Origin of the sequence: Nostoc sp. (genome assembly GCF_036916655.1) — a bacterium.
GTDB lineage: Bacteria > Cyanobacteriota > Cyanobacteriia > Cyanobacteriales > Nostocaceae > Nostoc.
On sequence record NZ_JBALFY010000026.1, the window covers coordinates 24550 to 47672 of the forward strand.

The following is a 23123-nucleotide window of genomic DNA, read 5'->3' on the forward strand; positions in this document are numbered from 1 at the left end:
GTGGTGGCTCTTTGGGTAATTTAGAGAGAAAAAAATCAGACAATAACACAGCACAAAAGATCAAGTGCGATCGCTTTCCCATTCTCATACACAATCAACTGTGTCAACCGTTCTCACTACCCACAGTCCGATGTCCTGCATGATGAAGTGCGTTGGCGCTAGCCCGCCACAGGCATCGCAATTTCTTACTTGAGTTAGCAAGACTTCAATAGCCATCATCTTATAATATAGTCAACTACCATAAAGCGGAATTTATGAATGCCAAACAGAAAATAATTGAAGAGATAGAAAATGTACCAGAAGAAATTGTATACGAGGTTCTGGACTTTTTACTTTTTTTGAAAGCCAAAGAAGATAAAGAAGATTTAGAAGATGCAAAAGCTGCATTAAAAGAAGCACAAGAGGTTGGTACGATTTCCTTGGGTGAACTCAAAACGGAATTAGGTTTGTGAGTTACGAAGTAGAAATTGCTCCGGCTGCAAAAAGACAGATAAAAAAATTACCTTATGATGTTCAACAAAAAATAGTTGCTAAATTGGAATAACTTGCTTTTGAGCCTCGTCCTGATGGTGTGAAAAAATTAGAAGTTTCTGATAATTTATATAGAGTTAGATTGGGAAAATATCGAATTATTTACGAAATACAAGATGGTTTATTATTAGTCACGGTAGTCAAAGTAAAGCATCGTAGTGATGTTTATAGATTGTGAACAACTAAAAATCGGGAGCATCCCAAATGTGCAAAAACGCTTTACCGCTTTCGCATTCTTTCTCATACATGATGCAAGTGCATTGGCGCAGCCCACCACAGGCATCGCCTTTGTAACTACCCAGAGTGCGATCGCTTGCCTTTTGTAACTAAGCAGAGTGCGATCGCTTTCCCATTCTCATACACAATCAACTGCGTCAGCCTTTCTTACTACCCACAGTGCGATGTCCTTCATGATGAAGTGCGTTGGCGCAGCCCGCCACAAGCATTGCCTTTTTGACTACCCAGAGTGCGATCGCTTTAACCAGTCACAAGCTAAAAAGTGATTCATCGGGTAGATATTCATGTTCAATTGATTATCGGAATCGGATTTTATTTAAATTTGTTACAAATCCTGAATCAGGAGAGGAAGAAATTTTGTTGCTAACTTTAGGTTCCCACGATGACGTTTACTAAATTCAGCATTATTTTTAACTAAGTCAAGCCTAATAATTAGAAAATAAGTACAGATTTTAGATGAACACTCAAATAATAACCCAACTACCAATTCCCTCACACTTTAACCCTGAAGAAGTGGGCAAAGTCTGGCGCGTACCTTACCAAGAACGTGCCGCTGAAGCTGAAATCTGGGCAAAACAACACGACATAAAATCAGCATCTTTAGATAAAACCCGTATTTGCTTGCTGTTAATTGATGTCCAAAACACCTTCTGCATCCCTGGATTTGAATTATTTGTAGGTGGAAAATCCGGGAATGCGGCGGTGGATGATAACGTCAGATTATGTGAGTTTATCTATCGAAACTTGGGAATAATCACGAAAATTGTACCAACTCTAGATACTCACACAGCAACGCAAATCTTCCATCCGATATTTTGGGTAAACGCTGCGGGAGAACATCCCACTCCAGCAGCGACTAGCATCACACCAGCAGATATCGAACAAGGTATCTGGAAAGTTAACCCAGCAGTTGCTAACAGTGTTACTAATGGGGATTATGAACTATTAGAAAAACACGCTTACCATTACCTTAAAAAACTTAGTCAAGATGGGAAATATCCCCTCACTGTTTGGCCTTATCATTCTATGTTGGGTGGTATTGGTCATGCTCTAGTTTCATCGGTAGAAGAAGCGATATTTTTCCACGGCATTGCGCGTCAGAGTCAAACGCAATTTGAAATTAAAGGTGAAAATCCTTTAACAGAAAACTATTCCATTTTACGTCCAGAGGTGTTAGAAGATTTTGAACAACGTCCACTTGCTCAAAAGAACACGCGCCTGATTAAACAACTTTTAGAATATGATGCAGTAATTATTGGTGGTCAAGCTAAAAGTCACTGCGTCGCTTGGACAATTGACGATTTATTAACAGAAATTAAACAGATAGATGCCACCCTTGCTCAAAAAATCTATCTGTTAGAAGATTCCACTTCCCCCGTTGTTGTCCCTGGTGTTGTGGACTACACAGAACAGGCAGATGCCGCATTTACAAGGTTTGCAGAGGCAGGAATGCACATCGTAAAATCTAGCGAAAATATAGCATCCTTTATTTAACGCAAAGGATCGCAAAGGTTTCGCAGAGGAACACAGAGATTTCCTTTACGTTCCTTTACGTTCCTCTGCGTTTAAAAACAAACCTCATTTCTTCAAATAACCCTTAGGATCTTCTGCTACCCAACCTAGAGATGAGCTAGAACGCACTTCAAAATGAAGATGCGATTGAATAGAACTTGGTTTTCCACTAGTGCCTACTGTTCCTAGTAAGTCTCCTTTTTTTACTTGTTGACCAACAGTAACTTTGATACTGTCAAGCTGGGCGTAGCGGCTTTGGAGTCCGCCACTATGGTTAATAATGACCAACTTGCCATAGGAACCTTGATCGCTGGCAAAGGCTACGGTTCCAGGTGCGATCGCTTGCACATTTGTACCAACTGGTGCTAATAAGTCAATACCACTATGGAAGAAAACTTCACCTGTCGCAGGATTAATTTGCCAGCCGTAAGCTAATCCCACTGTCGCCACTTGTGCTAAGGGATATCCAGATAGCGATGCCCGATTTGGTGTACCTGCATCACTGGGTAAAGGGGATTTAGTTACAACACCATTAGGCGACCAGTTTACCCCCGGAACAAATACGATTCTGGGGTCTGGTTGGCAGCCATTCACCTCAAAAAGGCTATCAGCACGAACTTTGTATTGTGCCGCTACTTGTCGCCAAGTTTCACCGCGAGGTACTTCGACTACAATCCCATTGTAGGGAGGAATTTGAAGCACACTCCCAACGGCTGCAATCCCACCATTCTGCAAAGCTGGATTCATGCCGATAATAGTTGTAGGAATGAGATTGTAGCGCTGCGCTATGCTCTCCAAAGTTTCACCACGAACGACTTTATGGCGTTGGAAGCGAGATAAGGCTGGAATTGGGCAACCACCTACAGCAGCGTTAGCACTGTTCGAGTATGGCAGTATGCTTACTAGGCCCAAGGCGCTAACTAAGCTACAGAGAAACAGTTGACGAAAGAGTAAAGTCATGTATAAAGGTCAATAGCGCATTAACTTTAGATTTTAGATGGGAAGAGTGGGGATTGGGGATAGTTGGGCCCGCTCTAGTGATAAGGGGTAATGGGGACTAGGACGGAAGTGGGAACTAAAAAATAGGGACTAAACCTCGTCTAACTTGAGAACTTTAGTTTTTTACCAAAGTTTTGCGATTGCTTCCTACCTTGCGGGAACGCTAAGAGCGAATGTCGCAATGACACAACAGAATAATTCAAAACTCCAGGTTTCAACATGGACGAGGTTTAGAAAAGAGTTTTCTAATATTCAATCCCCCATTTCTCGTAAATTGATCTGTCCACTTGCCGTTAGCTTGACTACACTTAGAAATTAGCAACTGCATTGCTGTCCTTGAGTAAAAAGATTATGAAGTTATCCTTAAAGCAACTGGCTGTTTATGTGTTTTTACTAGTGATTGGCGGTGGTGCAGGCTTGTTTGGTAGTCACTATCTCCTGCCACAAAATCGATCGTTTCAACAATTAAAAAATGTAACGATGTCTTCGCCTCCAGAATCCGTAGTTCCGAATTCTCCAAATGGAGCAACTGGTGCTAATGGGGGCGATAATGTGAATTTTATTGCGACGGCAGTGCAAAAAGTTGGCCCGGCTGTGGTGCGAATTAATGCCACTCGCAAAGTAGCTAATCCTATCTCTGACGCGTTGAAAAATCCCCTCTTACGACGATTTTTTGGAGAAGATGATCAACCAATTCCTGAAGAACGCATTGAGCGCGGTACCGGATCGGGATTTATTTTGAGCGAAGATGGTGAATTACTCACCAACGCTCATGTGGTGGCAGATACCGATACAGTACAAGTAACTCTCAAGGATGGTCGGAGTTTAGAGGGAAAGGTGGTGGGAGTTGATTCTGTGACAGATGTGGCGGTAGTGAAAATACAAGCGAATGATTTGCCGACGGTGAAACTGGGCAATTCACAAAACCTGATTCCAGGAGAATGGGCGATCGCTATTGGCAATCCTCTAGGTTTGGATAATACTGTCACTATGGGCATTATCAGCGCTACCGATCGCACCAGCACTCAAGTTGGTGTCCCAGATAAGCGAGTTAGCTTTATCCAAACTGATGCCGCGATTAACCCTGGTAATTCTGGTGGCCCCTTGTTAAACGCCCAAGGCGAAGTCATTGGTATTAATACTGCCATCCGCGCTGATGCTCAAGGACTCGGTTTCGCCATCCCCATTGAAACCGCCGCCCGTGTTGCCAATGAGCTTTTTACCAAAGGGCATGTGGAACATCCCTTTTTGGGTATTGAAATGGCAGACCTTTCTCCCATCAGAAGACAGCAGATTAATCAAGATAACCAACTGAACATTCAGCAGGATGCGGGGGTTGTCATTAAAGGCGTAACAGACGATTCTCCAGCCAAGCGTGGAGCATTGCTTCCTGGAGACGTGATTCAAAAAGTTAACGGTAAACCAGCCAAAACCTCGGCCCAAGTTCAGAGGCTAGTAGAGTCCAGCAAAGTTGGGGACATAATAGCACTCGAAGTCAACCGCAGCGGTAAAATTCAAACCTTGAAAGTAAAATTAGGAGCTTATCCTGAAAGGAAATAATCAATAGTCAATAGTCCCAGAATGTTTGACTATTGACTACTGATTATTGACCATTAGACAAATGCTCTAACTGCATTCTTTGTTCCATCTGGCGCAGAAAATACCCTGTCATCATTGCCGACGCTAGAAGTCCAGCTAAGTTCTCCCGATCTGTCGTGATTTGCACGTTAAAATTTTCTGCCGGGAGCATTCCCACTAGCCCTTGAACATTTTGCGAGATGATTTGTTTAATTTCGGGGCTGGCAGACTGAGCAACCCTAGCTAAAACATCAGGAGACTGATGCTGTAGATATTTGAGTAACTGATTGGGGTATTCCTCAGAGTGGTCGGAAAGAAGTTGATTAGGGTGTTCCTCGGAGTTGTCATTCAAAAAGTCAGGATTAAACACCATTGGCAGTTTTATTTAGCTTAATTGCTAACTCTACTCTAAACCATAGTACAAGAGTAGCGCATTCACCACGGGTATAAGTCAAGAGGAATGGGGAATTGGGGAATGAAAAGATGTAGAGGGGCAGGGTGCGGGGAGCGGAGGGGAAAATTCTTCTCCTGCTCCCTTGCTTCCCCATTCAGCACTCCTGAAGGGCATTGGGCATTGCTATTCTCCTCTTCAAGATGCTGGAAAAAACAACCGCAGGTAGGTAGATAAAATGGGTTCGCCGCTAAACAGGGTAATAACAGATCCTAAAGCTAGAAAAGGGCCAAAAGGGATCTTTTGTCCTAACCTTTGTCGCGATCGCTGCATAATCAAAATACCGATGCCAATTAACGCTCCCAGCGCGCAGGCAAGAAAACTAGCCAAGAGCAAATATTTCCAGCCTAACCAGGCTCCCATCATGGCTGCTAACTTGGCGTCACCTGGCCCCATTGCATCTTTACGGAAGGCAATTGAACCCAATAAGGCGATCGCTTCAAATAACCATAAGCCCAATACTGCACCAACTATCGCCATCATCAGGTGATTTACCAATGCCACGGAACTAGCCTCTGGTAAAAAACCAACCACCATTTGAAACAAAATCCCCACCACTAAACCCGACTTAATAAGTGGATTGGGTAGAGTCATTGTATCTAGGTCGATAAGCGATAGCGCCAATAACCAACTACAAAAAGCCCAATAGCCTATTGTTAAAATCGAAACTTGAAATACTAAAAAAATCAGCAAAAAAATTATGCCCGTTACCCCTTCTACCACGGGATAACGGACAGAAATTTTGCTTTTGCAATATCGACACCGCCCTTTTAAGGAAATCCAACCGAAAACTGGTACATTGTCGTAAGCTTTTAGCTGGTTTAAGCACTTAGGACAACGAGAAGGCGGCCAAAGAATTGACAACCCAGCAGGTAGCCGATAAACAATAACATTGAGAAAACTACCAATAGATGCACCTAAAGCAAAGACCATTACACTCGCCGGAATGGCGAACAAAATGTCCATACAGTCATTTGTCCTTTGTCATTTGTCCTGTGTCATTTGTCGTTTATCTTTCGTCCTTTGTCCAGAACTAATAATTAATGACCAATGACCAATGACCAATGACTAATGACCAATGACCAATGACTAATACATGTGCGATTCAATTTGACTCAAGGGCACAAAACATTCTTGAGGTAATAGAACTGGTTGGTTAGTAAAAATAACCTTACCTCGATGAGTCATACGATTAATTGCTACACCGGAGGGTTGCCCAGCTATTTCGGGATGTACTTCACAATGAGTGTAGTAAATCTGCCCAGCGGCTCTGATTACGGCGGGATCAATCAAAGGTGACTGGTTCTTTGGGGCGGTAAAAGTTGCTTGTCCTTGTCGTAATGCGTACACTATCGACTGTTATTTGATTGCTAGATTTCCCTCTAGTCTACCCGAAACTTTTAGCAAAGGTTGCCAAATTGGCCAGGTTGCACTTTAAAATTCGCAATTCGTAATTCGTAATTCCCTAACGAAGAGGGATTTGGGCATAAAACCTGAGTACAGGAAAGCTTTGTAGACGTTTTATGTTGAGGAAATCTCAGTCTTGGCAAAAGTTTCTTACTTTTGCCTACTACCTGGCATTCATCTTCAACCAACAACTTTAAGGCTGGTTGAGTACTTTGATTAAAGCATCGCCCATAGCGCGGCAACCTAAAAGATTTTTTCCTGGGGAAATTATATCTCCCGTGCGATCGCCTTGTTCTAAAACTTGCAATACGGCTTGTTCGATGCTATCTGCTGCTTTTGGTTGGTCTAAACCGTAGCGTAACATCATCGCCGCACTCAACACTTGTGCTAAAGGATTTGCCTTATCCAGTCCGGCAATATCTGGGGCGGAACCATGAACTGGTTCAAATACACCAGGCCCAGAAGCGCCTAAACTAGCTGACGGTAACATCCCAATACTACCTGTGAGCATGGCAGCAGCATCAGAGAGAATATCGCCAAATAAATTACCTGTGACGATGGTATCGAACTGCTTGGGAGCGCGTACCAACTGCATGGCAGCATTATCTACATATAAATGAGAGAGTTCGATATCTGGATATTCCTGAGAAAGTTGGGTGATGCGATCGCGCCACAGCTGAGATACTTCTAATACGTTGGCTTTATCCACCGAACAAAGTTTTCCACCGCGTTTTTTAGCCGCCTTAAAAGCCACCCGTCCAATGCGTTCAATTTCCGATTCGGTGTAAACCATTGTATTTACACCGCGTTTTTCACCAGTTTCCGTAGCAAAAATCCCTTTAGGTTTACCAAAATAAATCCCACCAGTGAGTTCACGCACCACCATAATATCCACGCCTTCGACAATTTCACGTTTCAAAGTCGAGGCATCGATTAGCTGGGGCAAAATTTTCGCTGGGCGTAAATTGGCAAATAATCCCAAACCTGCACGTAGTCCTAACAAACCTGCTTCTGGGCGTAAATTAGATGGCAGGGAATCCCACTTATAACCACCAATGGCGGCGAGTAATACAGCATCACTATTACGGCAAGTTTCTAGAGTGGCAGATGGTAGGGGTTCTCCTGTGGCATCAATTGCTGCACCACCAATCAGGGCTTCTTGGAATTCAAACTGAATATCAAATTGCTTCCCTACGACTTTCAGCACATCTACCGCCACTGCCATAATTTCAGGGCCAATGCCATCGCCGGGAAGTAGAGTAATGCGGTAGTTATGTGTCATAGCTGGTTATTACTAGGTAAATGCTTGCAGATTAAATATCATACCGAGCAAGATGTACCGATGGAGTTTTTAATTTATAGCAGTTCTCGTTTGGATGCAGCATACAGCCCTGGCGATTAGAAATCGCGGCTACACTGGCATTGTCCGCCTCCGCGGACTAAGGTAAAATTAGGGCTAAACCTACAGAGGTGGGTTTTGTTTATTATGTCGTCACCCATAACCCTTGTAGAGACGTAGCACGGCTACGTCTCTACATTATTTTTCACCAGATGTCAATTTTGGATCTGGATGACCTGAGGAACGTTTTGTTGATACTTTTTAGATTTCATCTTGTAGCTAACTTTATTTTCGATTATTAATTGATTGTTGATATATTCTCTAACTATGGGTGACAGACAGAAAAGAGCAGCATTTTTATGAACTAGCGATCGCTCTTGCAGAACTGACAAAGCCTCTAGTAATTGTTGTGGTGAGACTAAGGTGGATATTTGCGATCGCAATTCTGAAAATGAAACTGGCTGATAATTAATCGCTAGCCAGTTTATAATCTGTTTTTCCACGCTTGATAACCGATTAAGATGTTGTTTGATTAGATAGTAAATCTCACCAAAAACTACTACATCTTGCTTGAGAAATTCACCAATTCTGCCATCAAATAACTCTTGAATGGTAGTAGAGACGATATTTAATGCCAATGGATTGCCTTCATAGCGTTCAATGAGCTTGCTCCACTCGATATTTGAACCGCAAAAGTAACCTTTGGTATTAAATATTTCCTGTACATCTTGTGTCTGTAACCCTTGTATTTGCAATACGCGAACAGGTGATTTCTTCCCTTCCATTCGCCTAATTTGATTTGGCTTTTGCCGACTTATTAGCAATAAACAACTTTGATGAGATGTTTCTCCTAATTGTCGAAAAAATTGACCATAACTTTCATTTTCTGGGCAAGGGTAACTATAATCACCATTATCGGCAGCATCTTTTAAAATTGCCTCTGCATTATCTAAGATCAACAAACAACGATGTTTCTTGAAATAATTAATCAACTGAGAAATTCTACCTTCTACCGTTTCTGGTAAATGAGTTGACGGATCGGTTGATAAAGCTTGGAGTAAATTGGCTAGCATATCTTTGACTGGTGGCGCATTGCGGAGAGTTCGCCAAATCACAAACTCAAACTGTTCTTGAATTTCAGTAGCCAGCTTCATCGATAGCCAAGTTTTACCGATTCCACCCATACCTAATAGTGTCATTAACCGACAGCGATCGCCTATTATCCATTGTTCCAGCGTCGCCAATTCTGCTGTGCGTCCGTAAAAGATAGATACATCTGGCGCATCGTCCCAATCAATACAATTTAGGGTTGAGGATTCTAGATTTTGGGTAGGATTTTCAATAGGAGGTAATTGATAATCACTTGCTTCCAGTCGTAAGTTAAAAGACTTAAAACAGCAATTGAGGCTTTGCTTATCGACTCCGATTTGACACCGAAATACTTTCATCAGGGTATCTGGATCTAAGCCAGTACGTGACCTAAGTTGTTCCAAAGTGTAACGTTGATCGGAGTTTTCCCAACTTTCTGCTTGACATTTAGCCGTATGTAGTTTCTTAAATCCTTCAGTGGTGAGAATTACACCACGTCTACGTCTGGGTTTTTGTCGATTCATCACATCACAAGCCTATTGTATTTATCAATACATTTATGGACTAGCGAAATTAACTATTGTTGGTATCTTAGCAAACTAATAAATAAAGTAAATAAATATACAGAAAATTTTATTGCCAGGAAAGATTTTGGCTATTTTGTACAAAATATAAAATTTTATCCGATGTTAAGCGAATTCAACCAGATTAATTATCAAATCGCCAGAATTGCAAAGTCTTTCTGGCAGAGGATTTTGGTGATTGAGGGCAATAAATTTTTAACTTCTTTCTTAAGTTCCTAAACTTCGGTTGTCAATATTGGGTTTAGATAGTCAAACTGTATTCAGTTCCAACAAATACCGATTGGAGCATTGTTTTTAACAATGTTTGAGCAGTGAAATTGCGGATTGTCGAAGTTTCATGAGTCACAATCTACTTGGTTCTGTAGTTTTTTCCTGAGGTATGTGAATATGTCTGTCATCAAGAAAATTATTGCTGGTTTTATACAACCTGTTGTTTCTGTTTTACTAGTGGTTTCTCTGGTATTTGGTTTTGCTAGCAATGCTTTTGCTCAATCCATTCCTTTAGTTAGCCTCAAAACAGGAGACACCATTGCCCTGCGATCGGATACAGGTAAGTATCTAAGTCGAATTAATCGTGGTAGTGTAAATCCTGCTGAAGCTGCAAAGGATGCTATTGATCCTTACTCTAAATTTAAGGTGACAGTTTTAGATGGCAATAAAGTCGCTTTACAGGCAGACACAGGTAAGTATCTGAGTCGCATTAATTACACATCAAATGGCAGAAATACCATTGAAGCTGTAAAGGATACTGTTGATCCTTATTCTCAATTTAATGTGAAAGTTTTAGACGGCGGTAAAATCGCTTTACAGTCGGATACTGGTAAGTTCCTGAGTCGTATTAATTACGGCGGTGCAGGTGGTCAAAATCCCATTGAAGCTGCAAAAGATGCCATTGATCCATATTCTCAATTCCAAGTCGAAATCCTACCCTAGTATTTCTTTCGAGCTTAGAGAGACGCGATAAATCGCCGTCTCTACAAGCAATTTATCTGTCAATTAGTGAGAATTAAAAACCAGCTTTCTGAATCTCTGTTGAGATTAGAAACCTGGTTTTTTAATAATTCTGAATTCTGAATTCTGAATTCTGAATTCTGATTTAATACTCAATTCCCGGTTGTGCTTTCACACCTTGATCGCGGAAAGGGTGCTTAACTAGAGTCATTTCGGTTACTAGGTCAGCACGTTCAATTAAAGCAGCTGGTGCGCCTCTACCTGTGAGAATAACGTGTTTGTTAGCGGGTTTTTGCGCCAAACCTGCTAAAACGTCTTCTACTGGTAAGTAAGCCATTTTCAGGGCGATATTGATTTCGTCTAACAATACCAGATGAAAGTCTGGGTTGCGGATATATTCTAATGATTTTTCCCAGGCGGCGCTGGCTTTGTCAAGATCGCGATCGCGGTCTTGAGTTTCCCAGGTAAAGCCTTCGCCCATTGCGTGAAATTCTATCTGGTCTTCCCAATAGCTGAAAACCCTTTTCTCAGAGGGTTCCCAGCTACCTTTGATGAATTGAACGATCGCTACTTTATACCCATGACCTAGCGATCGTAACACCATTCCTAAAGCCGCAGTGGTTTTACCCTTGCCATTACCAGTATTTACAATAATTAACCCTTTTTCTGGTACGGCTTCTGCTATACGCTTGTCTTGAACTTCTTTGCGTCGCTGCATCTTTTTGCGGTACTGTTCATCAGTCAGAGACGAAGACATTACCTCATCAATCAAGCGCCCAATTTCTGGATCTGAGTTCAATTCTTGTGGTGTATCGTTTTTCATCAAGCTTGTCTAGAAATAACTGTTAAAAGTGTTGAAAATGAACCAAAATCGTCTTAGTTATTCAGTTTCACCTAAATTACTTGATTGTAAATATCCAGTAAATCTTCATGTGAAATATGCATAGTGTGTTAGCTTTATTAATGATTTGCAGACAAGTAGAAATATATATGATACACAAACTGAACTTATAATTTGAGTTTACTATTACTGTTTTAAATAATTTAATATGTTCATTAAAGTAGCTTACCAGTAAAAATTTATCATTATCACATTTGGTATAGTCATGAATTAAACTATAGGACTAGTATTTGATTAGTGTATTAGACGTAGGTTGGGTTGCGCTCCGCTCCACCCAACCCAACAGATATCAGGATGTTGGCTTTGGCAAAGCCTCCAACGCCACTTCCTACAAGGCGGGTAACCCGCAAGAGCGCTGTGGCTCCCCAACCTACAATTTTTTGCTTCTCTTCTCTACAAGACGCTACGCGAACGTCTGAAATGTCTTTAATTTTGAATTTTGAATTTTTAAGGATGTTGTTGTTTCCATTTTTCCCATAACGGCTGCGTATCCTCTGGTTGACCCTCATAGTTGAGTAATTGGTCTGAAATTATCACCCATGACTGGGCACTACCTGTCCAAATGTTAGCCACTGGGCGTAACCAACTTGTATCATCTAAGGTTCCAGCTTTGATATTGATAGTATCTGGTTTGTAAGTTCGTTCATGGAACAATCGCGTTCCGCAGTCGCCACAAAACAAGTTATTTACTTCACGTCCGCTATCATTTTTGCGAGTCCAAGCTTTCGGTTTTCCCTGAACAATTACAACAGCATCTCGTGGTACTGTAAGAGACATTCCAAAAGCACTAGAAGATTGTTTCTGACACTCCTTGCAGTGACATAGGTAAAGTGTTAATGGTTGGGCATAAATTTCATAACGAATCTGTCCACATTGACAACCTCCAGTATATGGAAGATTCACAAGTTTTATCTCCTGATAATTTGTGTTGCCTGATTGTAACTAAAACTATCTCTGTCTTAAAGCGGGTTTTGCTAGACACAAACAGAAGACAAGTGGACACGATTCTTTGCGCGTCCCTAAATCCCCTTTATCGAACAGAATTCAGTAGTCAGGAGTCAGAATTCAGAATAAATTCTGTATAACTGGCGGATAGCGCAGCGTTAGCGAGTCCGCAAACGTCGGAATAATCGGGTTTAAGACCCCCACCAAATTTTCAATTTGGTGGTCAACAAGAAAGTCGCGGGTCTGAATCCCCGACTGATAACGCTGCGCTATCGAGCGTCTTGATTCTGACTCCTGAATTCTGACTTCTGAATTCTTCTTCAATCTTCATCCGATTCATCATCCTCACTCCAATACTGTTGAGGTGCATTTCCATGAACATCTAAAATCTTGGCTTTTTTAATTTTCTTATCAGGTGGATTAATTGCTTCTAATTGCACATCAAATTTCCAGTTGTCACCAAAATCATAAAGATAGGTCATTTTACCACCTGGTTCTAGAGATAAATCACCAATTTGCACTTGGTCTGCAAATGGTGGTGTTTCCATGTAGGCATGACCAATTTTTATAATTCGACCAAAATGGTCTTTATAACTAAACTCGTATAGATGATCGTAATCAAAATCAAAAGCATCGAGAATTGTCTCTGCTAACCAGCTTAATGGTTTATTTGCTGGTATGGCAATGCGTCGCCAAGCTTTAAAAAGGGAGACTTTAAAAATATAAATACCATCCGTGAAGCCTTGCATAGGAACAAGTAAATTATGCTCCCATTCGGGAAAAAATGGTTGTAAATGTGACTGTAATTTTCCAAAAGTCACATTTACATCATCCTGTAATTCTCCTCGTATTCCCAATGGGAAAAGTAATTGCAACAGAGCATCACCAAAGGGTAAGCGTTGTAAACTAGTAATGCGCCACCCCTTGCCTTCTTGTGGTTTTCCATGTTTGATAGATAACAATCCAAATAACTCTAATAGGGCAACATTATGCAGACTAGGATAATAACTAATATTGTTTTGATCTTCATATTTAGGAAATTTTAAACCTTTATCTGGGACGCGAGACCAAAGCTGCATACATCTAAATAAATTCCCTAATAAATCTTGATGTTCGCCCAAAATTTCGTTATTTCCCCAAATCAACCAAGCTTCTAATAAGTTGAAATAACGTTCTGTTAAGTTCAGGCTTGACCATGATTGTAAAGTTGCTGCGTCTAAAACTAAAACCTGCTTTTTCCCTTGGGATCTAATTTGGGCTATTCCAGAACTGCGTAATAACAGATATAGTCCATTAATGTAGGGGTATGATTTCTGTACGGGGCGTTTGAGTTTAGTTTCAATTGGGTGACTTAACCGAGAATTAACTTCTGATAGTACTTTTAGCGGTAGAAGGTTATTAACACTACTAACTTCCACTCCGTTTGGTTGCAAGAAATCTATCAGGGTTTGAAAGTCATGCAGAATCGTACCGGGTTGATTTTCATCAATACTGAGTTCTTGGAGGAGTTGTTGTTGTGACTCTGTTAAGGAAGGCAGTTCAGGATTGAGTGTGCGTTCTAGTCGCGCAAATAAATCTTCCATAAATAAAAATTATTAATTATCAATTCACAATTTAACCTTTGTGTAACCTTGTTTTCTTTATACTATTACTTCAGCAGTTACCCTCAAAAAGATTGACTTGCCAAGTATCATAGCAGGACTATCAACACCGTAAGTTTCATGAAATGTGAATGATAATATTTTCACCTTTTACTTGACAATCCCAGGTATTTAATATGAATAGTAACACTCGCCTACAGATGATTTTAGCTAATACACGTATTAATACAGTATTACCTGCGATCGCTCAACTAAATCTACCTAACTGGTGGTTAGCCGGTGGTGCAGTCCGAAACACCGTTTGGTCGTCAATTTTTGGCAATGATTGTGGGTTAATTATTAAAGATTTTGATATTGCATTCTTTGATATAGAAGGAAATCGTTCCCAGGAACAAGTAGCAAAGACAACCCTCACAGAAAAATTTCCTCATGAGGAGTTTGATGTTAAAAATCAAGCTAGTTTTGCTCGTTGGCGGCTTGGCAGCAGACCTTACAATAATACAGAAGATGCGATCGCAGATTGGCTGCATACTGCTACTGCTGTGGGAGTTCGACTAGATGCACAAGGCCAATGGCAATTTTTCACACCCTACGGCTTGGATGACCTATTTGGTGGCATTATTCGACCGACACCAACGCATACTCATAATATAGACGCACACAATAAGGCCTCTGGTTTTTTACAAAAGTGTCCTTATCTGCGGTTGGCGTAAAAATTACAGTCAGATTTTAGCCGCTAGTTTTCGTTACAAGGGAACAATTGCTTTTTAATGTACAACCCTTGAGTACGGAATCCCAATGTTAATAATTTTCTCCTGCTGGGAATAATTAAACTAGAACCCCTTTCACGACAGAATGGGGGTGACGCTAATTTTATAACTTTATAGTCAAAAATCAATGCCAAATCGTACTGGATATCAAATAAACTCGACTCTCCACGAAGGAATTCAAACAATTATTTATCAAACACAAAGACCAGAGACGCAACAGCGAGTTATCCTCAAGCTGCTTAAAAATGAATATCCGACTCTCGAAGCCTTTACTCGGATTAAAAACGAGTACCAAATTCAGCAAGGTTTAGACCATCCCAATATAGTTAAAGCTATCAGTCTAGAAACCTTTCAAAATCGTGTAGGACTCTTATTAGAAGACTTCGAGGGTCAGTCTTTAGCTCAACTGCTACAAATAGAAAAACTCGATTTAATTAACCATTTAAAAATTGCCATTCAACTGACTAAAGCCTTAGATTATTTGCACAAACAGCAGATTATTCATAAAGATATTAAACCTAGTAACATCATCATTAATTCCCTGACAGGTATTGTTAAACTCACTGACTTTGGTATCGCCTCCCGCCTCAATAAAGAAAATCCCCAATTTAATAACCCTAACTGCGTTGAAGGCACACTTGCCTATATGTCTCCTGAACAAACTGGGAGAATGAATCGCGTTCTTGATTATCGCACTGACTTTTATTCTCTGGGTGTGACTTTATATGAAATGCTCACTGATAAAACACCATTTTTTAGTCAAGACCCCCTAGAAATAGTTTATAGTCACATTGCTATTCAAGCAATCAACCCGCAATCATTAAATTCACAAATTCCTACCGCCGTCTCTGAAATTGTGATGAAGCTGATGGCAAAAAATGCGGAAGACAGATATCAAAGTGCCACAGGATTATTAGCAGATTTAGAATTATGTCTCAACCAATTAGAAACTAAAAGAATCATTACTGATTTTGTTCCAGGTCGTTTAGATGTCTTGAGCCAGTTATTAATTCCTCAAAAATTGTATGGTCGTGAAGAACAAGTTAATGAACTGTTAGCTGCCTTTGAGCGGATTACATTTGGAACTAGTGAAATGATGCTAGTTTCTGGTTATTCTGGTATTGGCAAATCAGTTTTAGTCAATGAAGTTAATAAACCCATTACCCGCAGACAAGGTTACTTTATTTCTGGTAAATTTGATCAATTAAAGCGGAATATACCTTATGCCTCTTTAATTCAAGCTTTTGCTTACTTAATGCGGTATTTGCTGACAGAAAATAATGAACAAATAGAAATATGGCGTCAGAAAATCTTATCAGCTTTAGGAACAAATGGAAAAGTCATTACTGATGTAATTCCAGAAGTAGAATTAATCATTGGTATACAGCCGGAAGTAACTCAAATTGGGGCAACAGAATCACAAAACCGCTTCAATCATGTTTTTAAAGAATTTATCCAAGTTTTTACTCAAAAAGAACACCCCTTAGTTATCTTTTTAGATGATTTACAATGGGCAGATTCAGCCACTTTAAATTTAATTCAATTGCTCATAACTGATACTGACAGCAAATATTTTTTATTTATTGGCGCATATAGAGATAATGAAGTTAATCCGGCACATCCTTTAATCCAAAAAATAGAAGAAATCAAGAATAGCGGCACGGTTGTTAATAATATTGTATTGCAACCTTTAAATTTAGATAATGTAACTCAGCTAGTTGCCGAAACTCTCCAAGAAATAGAAGTTAAGCATGATGAAGAAACCAAAGTATTTAACAAAAAAATTATTAAATTAGCTGAGTTAATTTTTAACAAAACAGGTGGGAACCCATTTTTTATAACACAACTAATTCAAGCACTTCATCAAGAAAAACTGTTAAAATTTGACTTTGCTAATGCTCAATGGCAATGGAGTATAGAAGATATTCAAGCAATTGGCATTACCGATAAAAATGTCGTTGAGTTAGTTGCTAGTAGAGTTGAAAAACTACCAAAGTTCACCCAAGAGGTTTTAAAACTAGCAGCTTGTGTGGGTGACAGATTTAGTTTAGATATTTTATCGATAGTTAATGAAAAATCGCCTTCTTTGACAGCAAATGATTTGCACTCAGCTTTGCAAGCGGGATTGATTCTGCCTTTAAGTGAAGCTTATCGTATTCCTTTGGTTTTTAATCAAGAAGAAGCGGTTAATTTAAATTTCGATACTTCACGAGTGGGTTATAAGTTCCTACATGACAGAGTACAACAAGCAGCATATTCGTTAATTCCAGAAGAACTGAAGAAATCTACTCACCTGAAAATTGGGCAATTGCTTCTCCAAAATATACCAAAAGAGGAAATAGAAGCTAATATTTTTGATGTTGTCAATCAGTTGAATGTAGGTATTCTTAACCTGATAGAGCAATCTGAAAAAACTGAATTAGCACGATTAAATTTAATTGCCGGACGAAAAGCTAAAGCTTCTACAGCTTATGAAGCGGCTCTTAAATACTTCACAAATGGGATAGAACTTTTAAGTGTAGACGCTTGGCAAACTGAATATACCTTAACCATCGGTTTATATGAAGGAGCCGCAGAGGCAGCCTATCTAGGCGGTTATTTTGAGCAGATGCAAAAATGGGCTGATGTGGTGCAGCAAGAAGCCAAAATTCTTCTAGATAAAGTGAAAGTCTATGAAGTACAGATTATTGCTTCTATCATTCAAAGCAAGCAACTAGAAGCCATTCAGATAGCAGTATCAATTCTGCAATTATTAGGAATAAATTTTCCAGAGGAGCCGACATCAACTGATATTCAGGAGGGGATGGGTGAAATTGCTGCTTCTTTGAAAGGGAAAGCCATTGCAGATTTAATTAACTTACCATTAATGACCGATCCTAACAAGATTGCAGCCATGAGAATCTTAATGGGAGTTCTCCCTGCGGCTTTTCAAACTGCACCTGCAATGATGCCAATTATTGTTTGTAAAATGGTCAATTTGTCCTTAAGGTATGGCAATACGGCTGTATCTGCCTATGGTTACAGTCTTTATGGATTACTTCTTTGTGGAGTTCAAGGAGAAATTAATTCTGGCTATGAATTTGGGAAGTTAGCTTCTAGTTTAGTGTCACAATTTAATGCCGAAGAACTCAAGGCGAAGATTCTGACGGTTGTTAGTGCCCATGTTATGCATTGGAAAGAGCATGTTAGAGAGACATTAACATCATCAATGTCAGGATATTCTAGCGGTCTGGAAACTGGAGATTTAGAATATGCTGGCTATTGTGGTTACATTTATCCCTATCATTCATTTTGGCTGGGTAAGGAACTTTGGGTTCTCGAAAAAGAACTGATAGCTTATTGTGATTCTCTGAAAAAAATTAAGCAGCAAGTAGCTTTTACTTGGAACTCAGTATATTTACAAACAGTTCTGAACTTGAAAGGAAGTTTTGAAAATGTGGACTGTTTAATTGGAGAAGCCTATAACGAGCAAATAATGCTGCCAGTTCATCAGCAAGTAAATGACCTTTACACAATTAACCATTTATTTGTGAATAAGCTAATGCTCTCTTACATATTTGGGGAGTATTTTAAAGCTGTAGAAAATGCTGCGATCGCAGAAAAATCTTTAGGTGGTGTTACAGGCTTGTTTGTTGTTCCACTGTTCTACTTTTACGATTCTTTAGCCCACTTGGCAATATATCATACTGTCCAAGAGTCTGACAAGCAAGCTATTCTAGAAAAAGTCCGAGCTAATCAGCAGAAGATGGAACTCTGGGCTACTCATGCTCCCACAAATCACTTACACAGATTTTATCTCGTGGAAGCAGAAAGGTATCACATTTTGGGTCAAAAACTTGAGGCAATGGACTACTATGAACACTCTATTGCCAAATCTCAAGAAAACGGTTTTCTCCAAGAAGAAGCTTTAGCTTATGAGTTAGCTGGAAAATTTTATCAGTCTCTAGGTAAAGAATTAATTCATCAAACTTACATAACTAAAGCTTATTATGCCTATATTCGCTGGGGTGCGATCGCTAAAGTTAAATACTTAGAATCTAAGTATGCTTTTCTAGTAGGACAAACTACTACGCTAGAAAACACTACTTCAAAAATGGATACAATTCATCTTACCACTAACACTACTACCAATAGCAGCCTGAGCGATTTTCTAGATTTTAATGCATTCATCAAGTTTTCACAAGCGATTACTAATGAAATTGTTTTAGAAAATTTATTGGGCAAGTTGATCAAAATTTTACTAGAAAATGCTGCTGCCCAAAAAGCAGTACTACTCCTAGTTAAAGATAATCACTTATATATCGAAGCTTCTGGAAATGCTACTGACGAGGTGGTGACGATTTTACGCTCTATTCCTGCTGAAACCTATCAGGATTTACCGCTCTCTGTGATTAATTATGTTTCCCGAACTCAGCAATATATCGTATTAAATGATGCAACACTTACAGAACCATTTAACTTTGATATCTATATCCATAAATCTCAAACAAAATCAATCTTTTGTTTGCCAATTATGTATCAGTCACAGCTTACTGGAATTATTTATTTAGAAAACCAGTTATCATCAGGAGCTTTTGTTTTAGAAAGAGTAGAGGTATTAAAAGTCTTAGTTTCGCAAATGGCGATTGCCATAGAAAATGCTAGTTTGTACACAAGGGCACAAGATAAATCTAGGGAATTAGAACAATCCATAAAAGATTTACAAGAGGCGCAACTACAACTTATCCAAAGTGAAAAAATGTCTTCTCTAGGAAATTTAGTTGCAGGTGTAGCACACGAAATCAACAATCCCATTGGTTTTATTACAGGTAGTATCGCTCAAGCCAAAGATATTGTTAAAGATTTAATAGATTATCTGCAACTATATCGAGAAAAATTCCCCAATCCTGGTATTGAAATTGAAGAAAAAGCCGAAGAAATAGATATAGATTTCTTGCTAAAAGATTTACCAAAAATGATTGATGGTATGACGGTAGGGACACAGCGCATTCGTAACATTAGTACCTCTCTCCGCACTTTTTCGCGCGCTGATACTACCTCGAAAGTATTAGCTAATATCCACGAAGGTATCGATAGTACTTTGTTGATTTTACAGCATCGTCTAAAAGCCGATCATAATCGTCCTGCTATTACAATCATTAAACATTATACAGATATTCCATTAGTAAAATGCTATTTGGGACAATTAAACCAGGTGTTTATGAATATCCTCGCGAATGCAATTGATGCTTTAGAAGAAGTAAATATCGGGCGTGATTTTTTAGAGATTCAAGAAACATATCCTAATATTATTACTATTGAAACTAATGTGGCGATAGATAATAAAAATGTAGTAATTAAAATTCAGGATAATGCCAAAGGAATGACTGAAAAAGTTAAAGAATGCATTTTTGAGAATTTATTTACTACCAAATGTGTAGGAAAGGGGACAGGATTAGGATTATCTATTAGTCGGCAAATTATAGTTGAAAATCATGGTGGAGATTTGATTTGTGAATCAGTCTTGGGAAAAGGAACACAATTTATAATTTCTATTCCAATTTTGGGAGAATAAATGAATTTTGATAGTTTTAGCCGCAGATTGTCGACTTCTCAAAGGAGTTGAGGAGTTTATCATGAATTTTTTAAAATTGCTATAGTAATTATATTTAGGGGTTGCTGAAAATTGTTAAACTTAAATTCATTTTGCTGTTACTAAAACTATGTAAGTAGTAACTTTATTACTTAATCAAATCAACACAAACTTAGTTGCAATTAACACCTTTAACTTATCAATTAACTGTTATAACTAATTGTATACACCAAATCTTGTACGTACTAGCTTTATCATTTACTAGAAAATAGATTTTCTAGCGAATATAAAATATTATTCCTAGCAAAATCTCCAAGCATTTTAGCCAGGTTTTATTGGCTAAAATTATTAGCCAAAACTAAGTTTTGGCTACAGTACAAGATGCGAAAAATATAAATAATTAAGGGAGTAATCTTGTGGAGAAAAGAAGAGAAAATGGGGGAATAGTTTCCAAGGCTATTTCGTTCCTGTTAAATCGTATAACTTTGATTGTGCTTGCAGTGACTCTTGTCCTGTTTGTTGGCGGTAAATTTGAACTAGCAAGTGCATCTCAACCTAACGCGGAACTAGAAATTCAAAAATTAACATCCTGTTACTCGCTAGGAACTGATGCTATTGGTAGAGGAAATCTCCAAGAAGGCAAAAATATTTATCGGGATTGTTTTACTCAAGATGCAGTTCTCACTGCTATTTTTCCTGATGGGGCAACTCAAACAAGTTATGGGACAGATTCTTGGGCAGATTTTGTTTATTCAGTATTCCAAGGAAATGGTTATACAGCTACTCAACACTTGATGGGTACAATAAACATTTCAGTTGAGAATAATAAAGCAACGATGACCTCTTATCTCCATGCTACTCACAAACGTTCAGAAACTAGCATTGATGTCGCGAATGGCACTTATGAAGATCAAGTCGTTAACAGAAATGGACGCTGGAAAATTCGTAATCGTACCCTTAAACTCATTGATTTCTTGAATCTCAGTTCGCCAACTACTGCTTCTTCAAGCACTAATGCCCGAAGCACTAATTCCTCAGCTACCTTTGTAAGACCAAATATACCTCATTTAAAAGAATAATTCTTCAGATCAGAATGGTATTAATACGGGTTAGATAGTATTATTTACCTTCCTAATAACCTGGAAAAGGAGTGAATTCTAAATATTCACCCCTTTTTTTCACTTGATTGAAACATACTGCAAGATAAAATCCAGTTTGATATTCAATAGACTTCTTGCATAAGTCGGGAAAAAGGGAAGGGGAAAAAGTTCTGTATTGTCCCCTTCCCCTTTAACCTTTACCCTTTTCCCACTCTTGCAAAAAGCACTTTTGCAAGAGGTCTAATAATTTGCAGCTTTAGCAAACTTTTGCAGTCAGTTTTTATTCTGTTTGATGTATGAATAGAGAAGTTCGCGATCGCTCCGAGGATTTACAATTAAGCAGGGACTATTACCGTAATTTCCATTACTTACAAGCACAACAGTAACGCCTATTCGGGGACAAACACCTAAACAACTGGTGCTAACCACCCGAAAATCACCCCATAATCCCTCAAATTTTAAACGCGATTTCAACCAATTTTCTAAGTCTTGGGAAGCCGTTGAGCCTGACTGCTCGTTTGTACATTGCGAACACACAAGCACTAAACCAGACTCCCACCGGGGAGAAACACTGGGAATAGAAGTCTCTAATGAGCGAGGGCGAGAATCTATTAAGGGCGATGGTTGCTGAGAATTGGATGCAAACCTTGTGAGGATACGTTGGAGTAATATTCTAATACGCCGGAGCAATTTTTTCATGGACGACCCTACCTGCTTCTCTCAGTGAGAGAATAATATAGGTTTGCCGTTTAGTCTGTTCTAGTAGATCAAAGTATTTATCAAGAGCGAGAACTTATTGTAGGTCGGTTTAAAAGATACAATCAAAAAACGTAAGTAATTGGGTAAGCTACCGCTATTTTGTGATATAAACCATCCAAGGCTAAAGTACTGTAAAAGAAATCAGCCTGCGTTCGCGCTTCGCGTTGCCACAGGCATCGCTTGCACTAATTGAGTGAAAACTACCAAATTCAGAAGCACAATGACAAAAGTTACACTCTACATTGCAGCTAGTTTGGATGGCTACATTGCTCGCACTGATGGCGGAATTGATTGGCTGTCAATCCTTGATACAGAAGGTGAAGACTTCGGTTACACTGCTTTCTACGAATCAATTGATGCGATCGTTTTAGGTAGCAAGACGTATGAAATCGGGCTTGGTTTTGAACAATGGCCTTATCCAGAAAAAAAATCCTTCGTTTTCACCCAGCGCCATCTCCAATCTGACCGTGATGACGTTATATTTGTTTCTGAACCAGTAAAACAGGCCTTAGCAAATATAGAAACTCAAGGTTTTAAAAATATCTGGCTAGTTGGTGGCGGAAAATTAATCAATTCGTTTCTTCAGCACAGCTTGATTGACGAATATATTATTTCAACTATTCCAACTATCTTAGGTGGCGGTATACAACTTTTCCCACCGCCTACGCCTGAAGAAAAATTGGAACTGATTAACTCACAACAATATCCTGGTGGTTTAGTCCAGGCACATTACAGGCGACAAATCAAAAATTAAAATAATTCGTAATTATTAATGATAATATCTATAAATTACCCAT

The 23123-nt window shown here is 39.2% G+C and carries 21 protein-coding genes; 11 read left to right on the forward strand and 10 right to left on the reverse strand.

Annotated features, from left to right (window positions below; genetic code table 11):
• Positions 1–254 precede the first annotated feature (254 nt).
• From V7L31_RS08355 to V7L31_RS08370, 4 genes are all read left to right on the forward strand, one after another.
• The gene (locus V7L31_RS08355) at positions 255–452 is read left to right on the forward strand and encodes a DUF2281 domain-containing protein (protein WP_179065931.1); all 198 of its coding nucleotides are present in this window, start codon (positions 255–257) and stop codon (positions 450–452) included.
• 119 nt (positions 453–571) lie between these two features.
• Positions 572–709 carry a type II toxin-antitoxin system RelE family toxin gene (locus V7L31_RS08360; protein ID WP_334695782.1) on the forward strand — a complete coding sequence of 46 codons (138 nt, stop codon included), beginning with the start codon at positions 572–574 and terminating at the stop codon, positions 707–709.
• A gap of 245 nt (positions 710–954) precedes the next feature.
• Entirely contained in the window at positions 955–1164 is a 210-nt protein-coding gene (locus tag V7L31_RS08365) for a hypothetical protein (protein ID WP_334695783.1), read from the forward strand.
• A 60-nt stretch (positions 1165–1224) separates the two neighbouring features.
• Positions 1225–2262, forward strand: coding sequence for an isochorismatase (locus tag V7L31_RS08370; RefSeq protein ID WP_334695784.1), 1038 nt, complete (start codon positions 1225–1227; stop codon positions 2260–2262).
• Between the two features lie 84 nt (positions 2263–2346).
• On the opposite strand, the gene V7L31_RS08375 is transcribed toward V7L31_RS08370, so the two are convergent.
• On the reverse strand, positions 2347–3240 hold the full coding sequence (locus tag V7L31_RS08375) for a LysM peptidoglycan-binding domain-containing M23 family metallopeptidase (protein WP_334695785.1): 894 nt from the start codon (positions 3238–3240) through the stop codon (positions 2347–2349).
• Between the two features lie 390 nt (positions 3241–3630).
• Between V7L31_RS08375 and V7L31_RS08380 the strand changes: the two genes are divergently transcribed.
• Entirely contained in the window at positions 3631–4839 is a 1209-nt protein-coding gene (locus V7L31_RS08380) for an HhoA/HhoB/HtrA family serine endopeptidase (RefSeq protein ID WP_334695786.1), read from the forward strand.
• Positions 4840–4882: 43 nt separating this feature from the next.
• On the opposite strand, the gene V7L31_RS08385 is transcribed toward V7L31_RS08380, so the two are convergent.
• The 4 genes from V7L31_RS08385 to leuB all read right to left on the reverse strand — a co-directional run bounded on the left by V7L31_RS08385 (position 4883) and on the right by leuB (position 7997).
• Positions 4883–5230 (reverse strand): DUF760 domain-containing protein, encoded by a 348-nt coding sequence (locus V7L31_RS08385; RefSeq protein WP_094347414.1) that lies wholly within the window; start codon positions 5228–5230, stop codon positions 4883–4885.
• Positions 5231–5446: 216 nt separating this feature from the next.
• Positions 5447–6274 (reverse strand): prepilin peptidase, encoded by an 828-nt coding sequence (locus tag V7L31_RS08390; protein ID WP_334695787.1) that lies wholly within the window; start codon positions 6272–6274, stop codon positions 5447–5449.
• A 123-nt stretch (positions 6275–6397) separates the two neighbouring features.
• Entirely contained in the window at positions 6398–6658 is a 261-nt protein-coding gene (locus V7L31_RS08395; protein ID WP_179065938.1) for a hypothetical protein, read from the reverse strand.
• A 250-nt stretch (positions 6659–6908) separates the two neighbouring features.
• A complete protein-coding gene (leuB, locus tag V7L31_RS08400) occupies positions 6909–7997 on the reverse strand; it encodes a 3-isopropylmalate dehydrogenase (RefSeq protein WP_334695788.1) in 1089 nt (362 codons plus the stop codon).
• On the opposite strand from leuB, the gene V7L31_RS08405 reads away from it, so the two are divergent.
• Positions 7989–8117, forward strand: coding sequence for a hypothetical protein (locus V7L31_RS08405; protein ID WP_334695789.1), 129 nt, complete (start codon positions 7989–7991; stop codon positions 8115–8117). The two genes, leuB and V7L31_RS08405, sit on opposite strands and share 9 nt — an antisense overlap.
• 152 nt (positions 8118–8269) lie before the next feature.
• On the opposite strand, the gene V7L31_RS08410 is transcribed toward V7L31_RS08405, so the two are convergent.
• Positions 8270–9667, reverse strand: a complete 1398-nt coding sequence (locus V7L31_RS08410; RefSeq protein ID WP_334695790.1) for an NB-ARC domain-containing protein — start codon at positions 9665–9667, stop codon at positions 8270–8272.
• A gap of 447 nt (positions 9668–10114) precedes the next feature.
• On the opposite strand from V7L31_RS08410, the gene V7L31_RS08415 reads away from it, so the two are divergent.
• Positions 10115–10660 carry a fascin domain-containing protein gene (locus V7L31_RS08415; RefSeq protein WP_334695791.1) on the forward strand — a complete coding sequence of 182 codons (546 nt, stop codon included), beginning with the start codon at positions 10115–10117 and terminating at the stop codon, positions 10658–10660.
• A gap of 163 nt (positions 10661–10823) precedes the next feature.
• On the opposite strand, the gene cobO is transcribed toward V7L31_RS08415, so the two are convergent.
• From cobO to V7L31_RS08430, 3 genes are all read right to left on the reverse strand, one after another.
• Positions 10824–11501 carry a cob(I)yrinic acid a,c-diamide adenosyltransferase gene (cobO, locus tag V7L31_RS08420; protein ID WP_334695792.1) on the reverse strand — a complete coding sequence of 226 codons (678 nt, stop codon included), beginning with the start codon at positions 11499–11501 and terminating at the stop codon, positions 10824–10826.
• A 525-nt stretch (positions 11502–12026) separates the two neighbouring features.
• Positions 12027–12482 carry a GFA family protein gene (locus V7L31_RS08425; RefSeq protein ID WP_334695793.1) on the reverse strand — a complete coding sequence of 152 codons (456 nt, stop codon included), beginning with the start codon at positions 12480–12482 and terminating at the stop codon, positions 12027–12029.
• A 362-nt stretch (positions 12483–12844) separates the two neighbouring features.
• Positions 12845–14107, reverse strand: coding sequence for a plasmid pRiA4b ORF-3 family protein (locus V7L31_RS08430; RefSeq protein ID WP_334695794.1), 1263 nt, complete (start codon positions 14105–14107; stop codon positions 12845–12847).
• A 194-nt stretch (positions 14108–14301) separates the two neighbouring features.
• Between V7L31_RS08430 and V7L31_RS08435 the strand changes: the two genes are divergently transcribed.
• From V7L31_RS08435 to V7L31_RS08445, 3 genes are all read left to right on the forward strand, one after another.
• Positions 14302–14838 (forward strand): nucleotidyltransferase family protein, encoded by a 537-nt coding sequence (locus V7L31_RS08435; protein WP_334695795.1) that lies wholly within the window; start codon positions 14302–14304, stop codon positions 14836–14838.
• 184 nt (positions 14839–15022) lie between these two features.
• Positions 15023–20449 carry a trifunctional serine/threonine-protein kinase/ATP-binding protein/sensor histidine kinase gene (locus tag V7L31_RS08440; protein ID WP_334695796.1) on the forward strand — a complete coding sequence of 1809 codons (5427 nt, stop codon included), beginning with the start codon at positions 15023–15025 and terminating at the stop codon, positions 20447–20449.
• A gap of 434 nt (positions 20450–20883) precedes the next feature.
• Complete coding sequence (locus V7L31_RS08445; RefSeq protein WP_334695797.1) at positions 20884–21546, forward strand: nuclear transport factor 2 family protein; 663 nt, start codon at positions 20884–20886, stop codon at positions 21544–21546.
• Between the two features lie 294 nt (positions 21547–21840).
• On the opposite strand, the gene V7L31_RS08450 is transcribed toward V7L31_RS08445, so the two are convergent.
• Positions 21841–22266, reverse strand: coding sequence for a (2Fe-2S) ferredoxin domain-containing protein (locus tag V7L31_RS08450; RefSeq protein WP_334695798.1), 426 nt, complete (start codon positions 22264–22266; stop codon positions 21841–21843).
• Positions 22267–22546: 280 nt separating this feature from the next.
• On the opposite strand from V7L31_RS08450, the gene V7L31_RS08455 reads away from it, so the two are divergent.
• Positions 22547–23080 (forward strand): dihydrofolate reductase family protein, encoded by a 534-nt coding sequence (locus V7L31_RS08455; protein ID WP_334695799.1) that lies wholly within the window; start codon positions 22547–22549, stop codon positions 23078–23080.
• Positions 23081–23123 lie beyond the last annotated feature (43 nt).

Excerpts from the sequence above, each read along its gene's own strand:
- V7L31_RS08440 (WP_334695796.1), top strand. The coding sequence starts at position 15,023 with ATGCCAAATCGTACTGGATATCAAATAAACTCGACTCTCCACGAAGGA.
- V7L31_RS08450 (WP_334695798.1), bottom strand. The coding sequence starts at position 22,266 with ATGAAAAAATTGCTCCGGCGTATTAGAATATTACTCCAACGTATCCTC.
- V7L31_RS08390 (WP_334695787.1), bottom strand. The coding sequence starts at position 6,274 with ATGGACATTTTGTTCGCCATTCCGGCGAGTGTAATGGTCTTTGCTTTA.
- V7L31_RS08430 (WP_334695794.1), bottom strand. The coding sequence starts at position 14,107 with ATGGAAGATTTATTTGCGCGACTAGAACGCACACTCAATCCTGAACTG.
- leuB (WP_334695788.1), bottom strand. The coding sequence starts at position 7,997 with ATGACACATAACTACCGCATTACTCTACTTCCCGGCGATGGCATTGGC.
- V7L31_RS08375 (WP_334695785.1), bottom strand. The coding sequence starts at position 3,240 with ATGACTTTACTCTTTCGTCAACTGTTTCTCTGTAGCTTAGTTAGCGCC.
- V7L31_RS08385 (WP_094347414.1), bottom strand. The coding sequence starts at position 5,230 with ATGGTGTTTAATCCTGACTTTTTGAATGACAACTCCGAGGAACACCCT.
- cobO (WP_334695792.1), bottom strand. The coding sequence starts at position 11,501 with ATGAAAAACGATACACCACAAGAATTGAACTCAGATCCAGAAATTGGG.
- V7L31_RS08370 (WP_334695784.1), top strand. The coding sequence starts at position 1,225 with ATGAACACTCAAATAATAACCCAACTACCAATTCCCTCACACTTTAAC.
- V7L31_RS08355 (WP_179065931.1), top strand. The coding sequence starts at position 255 with ATGAATGCCAAACAGAAAATAATTGAAGAGATAGAAAATGTACCAGAA.
- V7L31_RS08410 (WP_334695790.1), bottom strand. The coding sequence starts at position 9,667 with ATGAATCGACAAAAACCCAGACGTAGACGTGGTGTAATTCTCACCACT.
- V7L31_RS08435 (WP_334695795.1), top strand. The coding sequence starts at position 14,302 with ATGAATAGTAACACTCGCCTACAGATGATTTTAGCTAATACACGTATT.
- V7L31_RS08415 (WP_334695791.1), top strand. The coding sequence starts at position 10,115 with ATGTCTGTCATCAAGAAAATTATTGCTGGTTTTATACAACCTGTTGTT.
- V7L31_RS08380 (WP_334695786.1), top strand. The coding sequence starts at position 3,631 with ATGAAGTTATCCTTAAAGCAACTGGCTGTTTATGTGTTTTTACTAGTG.
- V7L31_RS08405 (WP_334695789.1), top strand. The coding sequence starts at position 7,989 with ATGTGTCATAGCTGGTTATTACTAGGTAAATGCTTGCAGATTAAATAT.
- V7L31_RS08455 (WP_334695799.1), top strand. The coding sequence starts at position 22,547 with ATGACAAAAGTTACACTCTACATTGCAGCTAGTTTGGATGGCTACATT.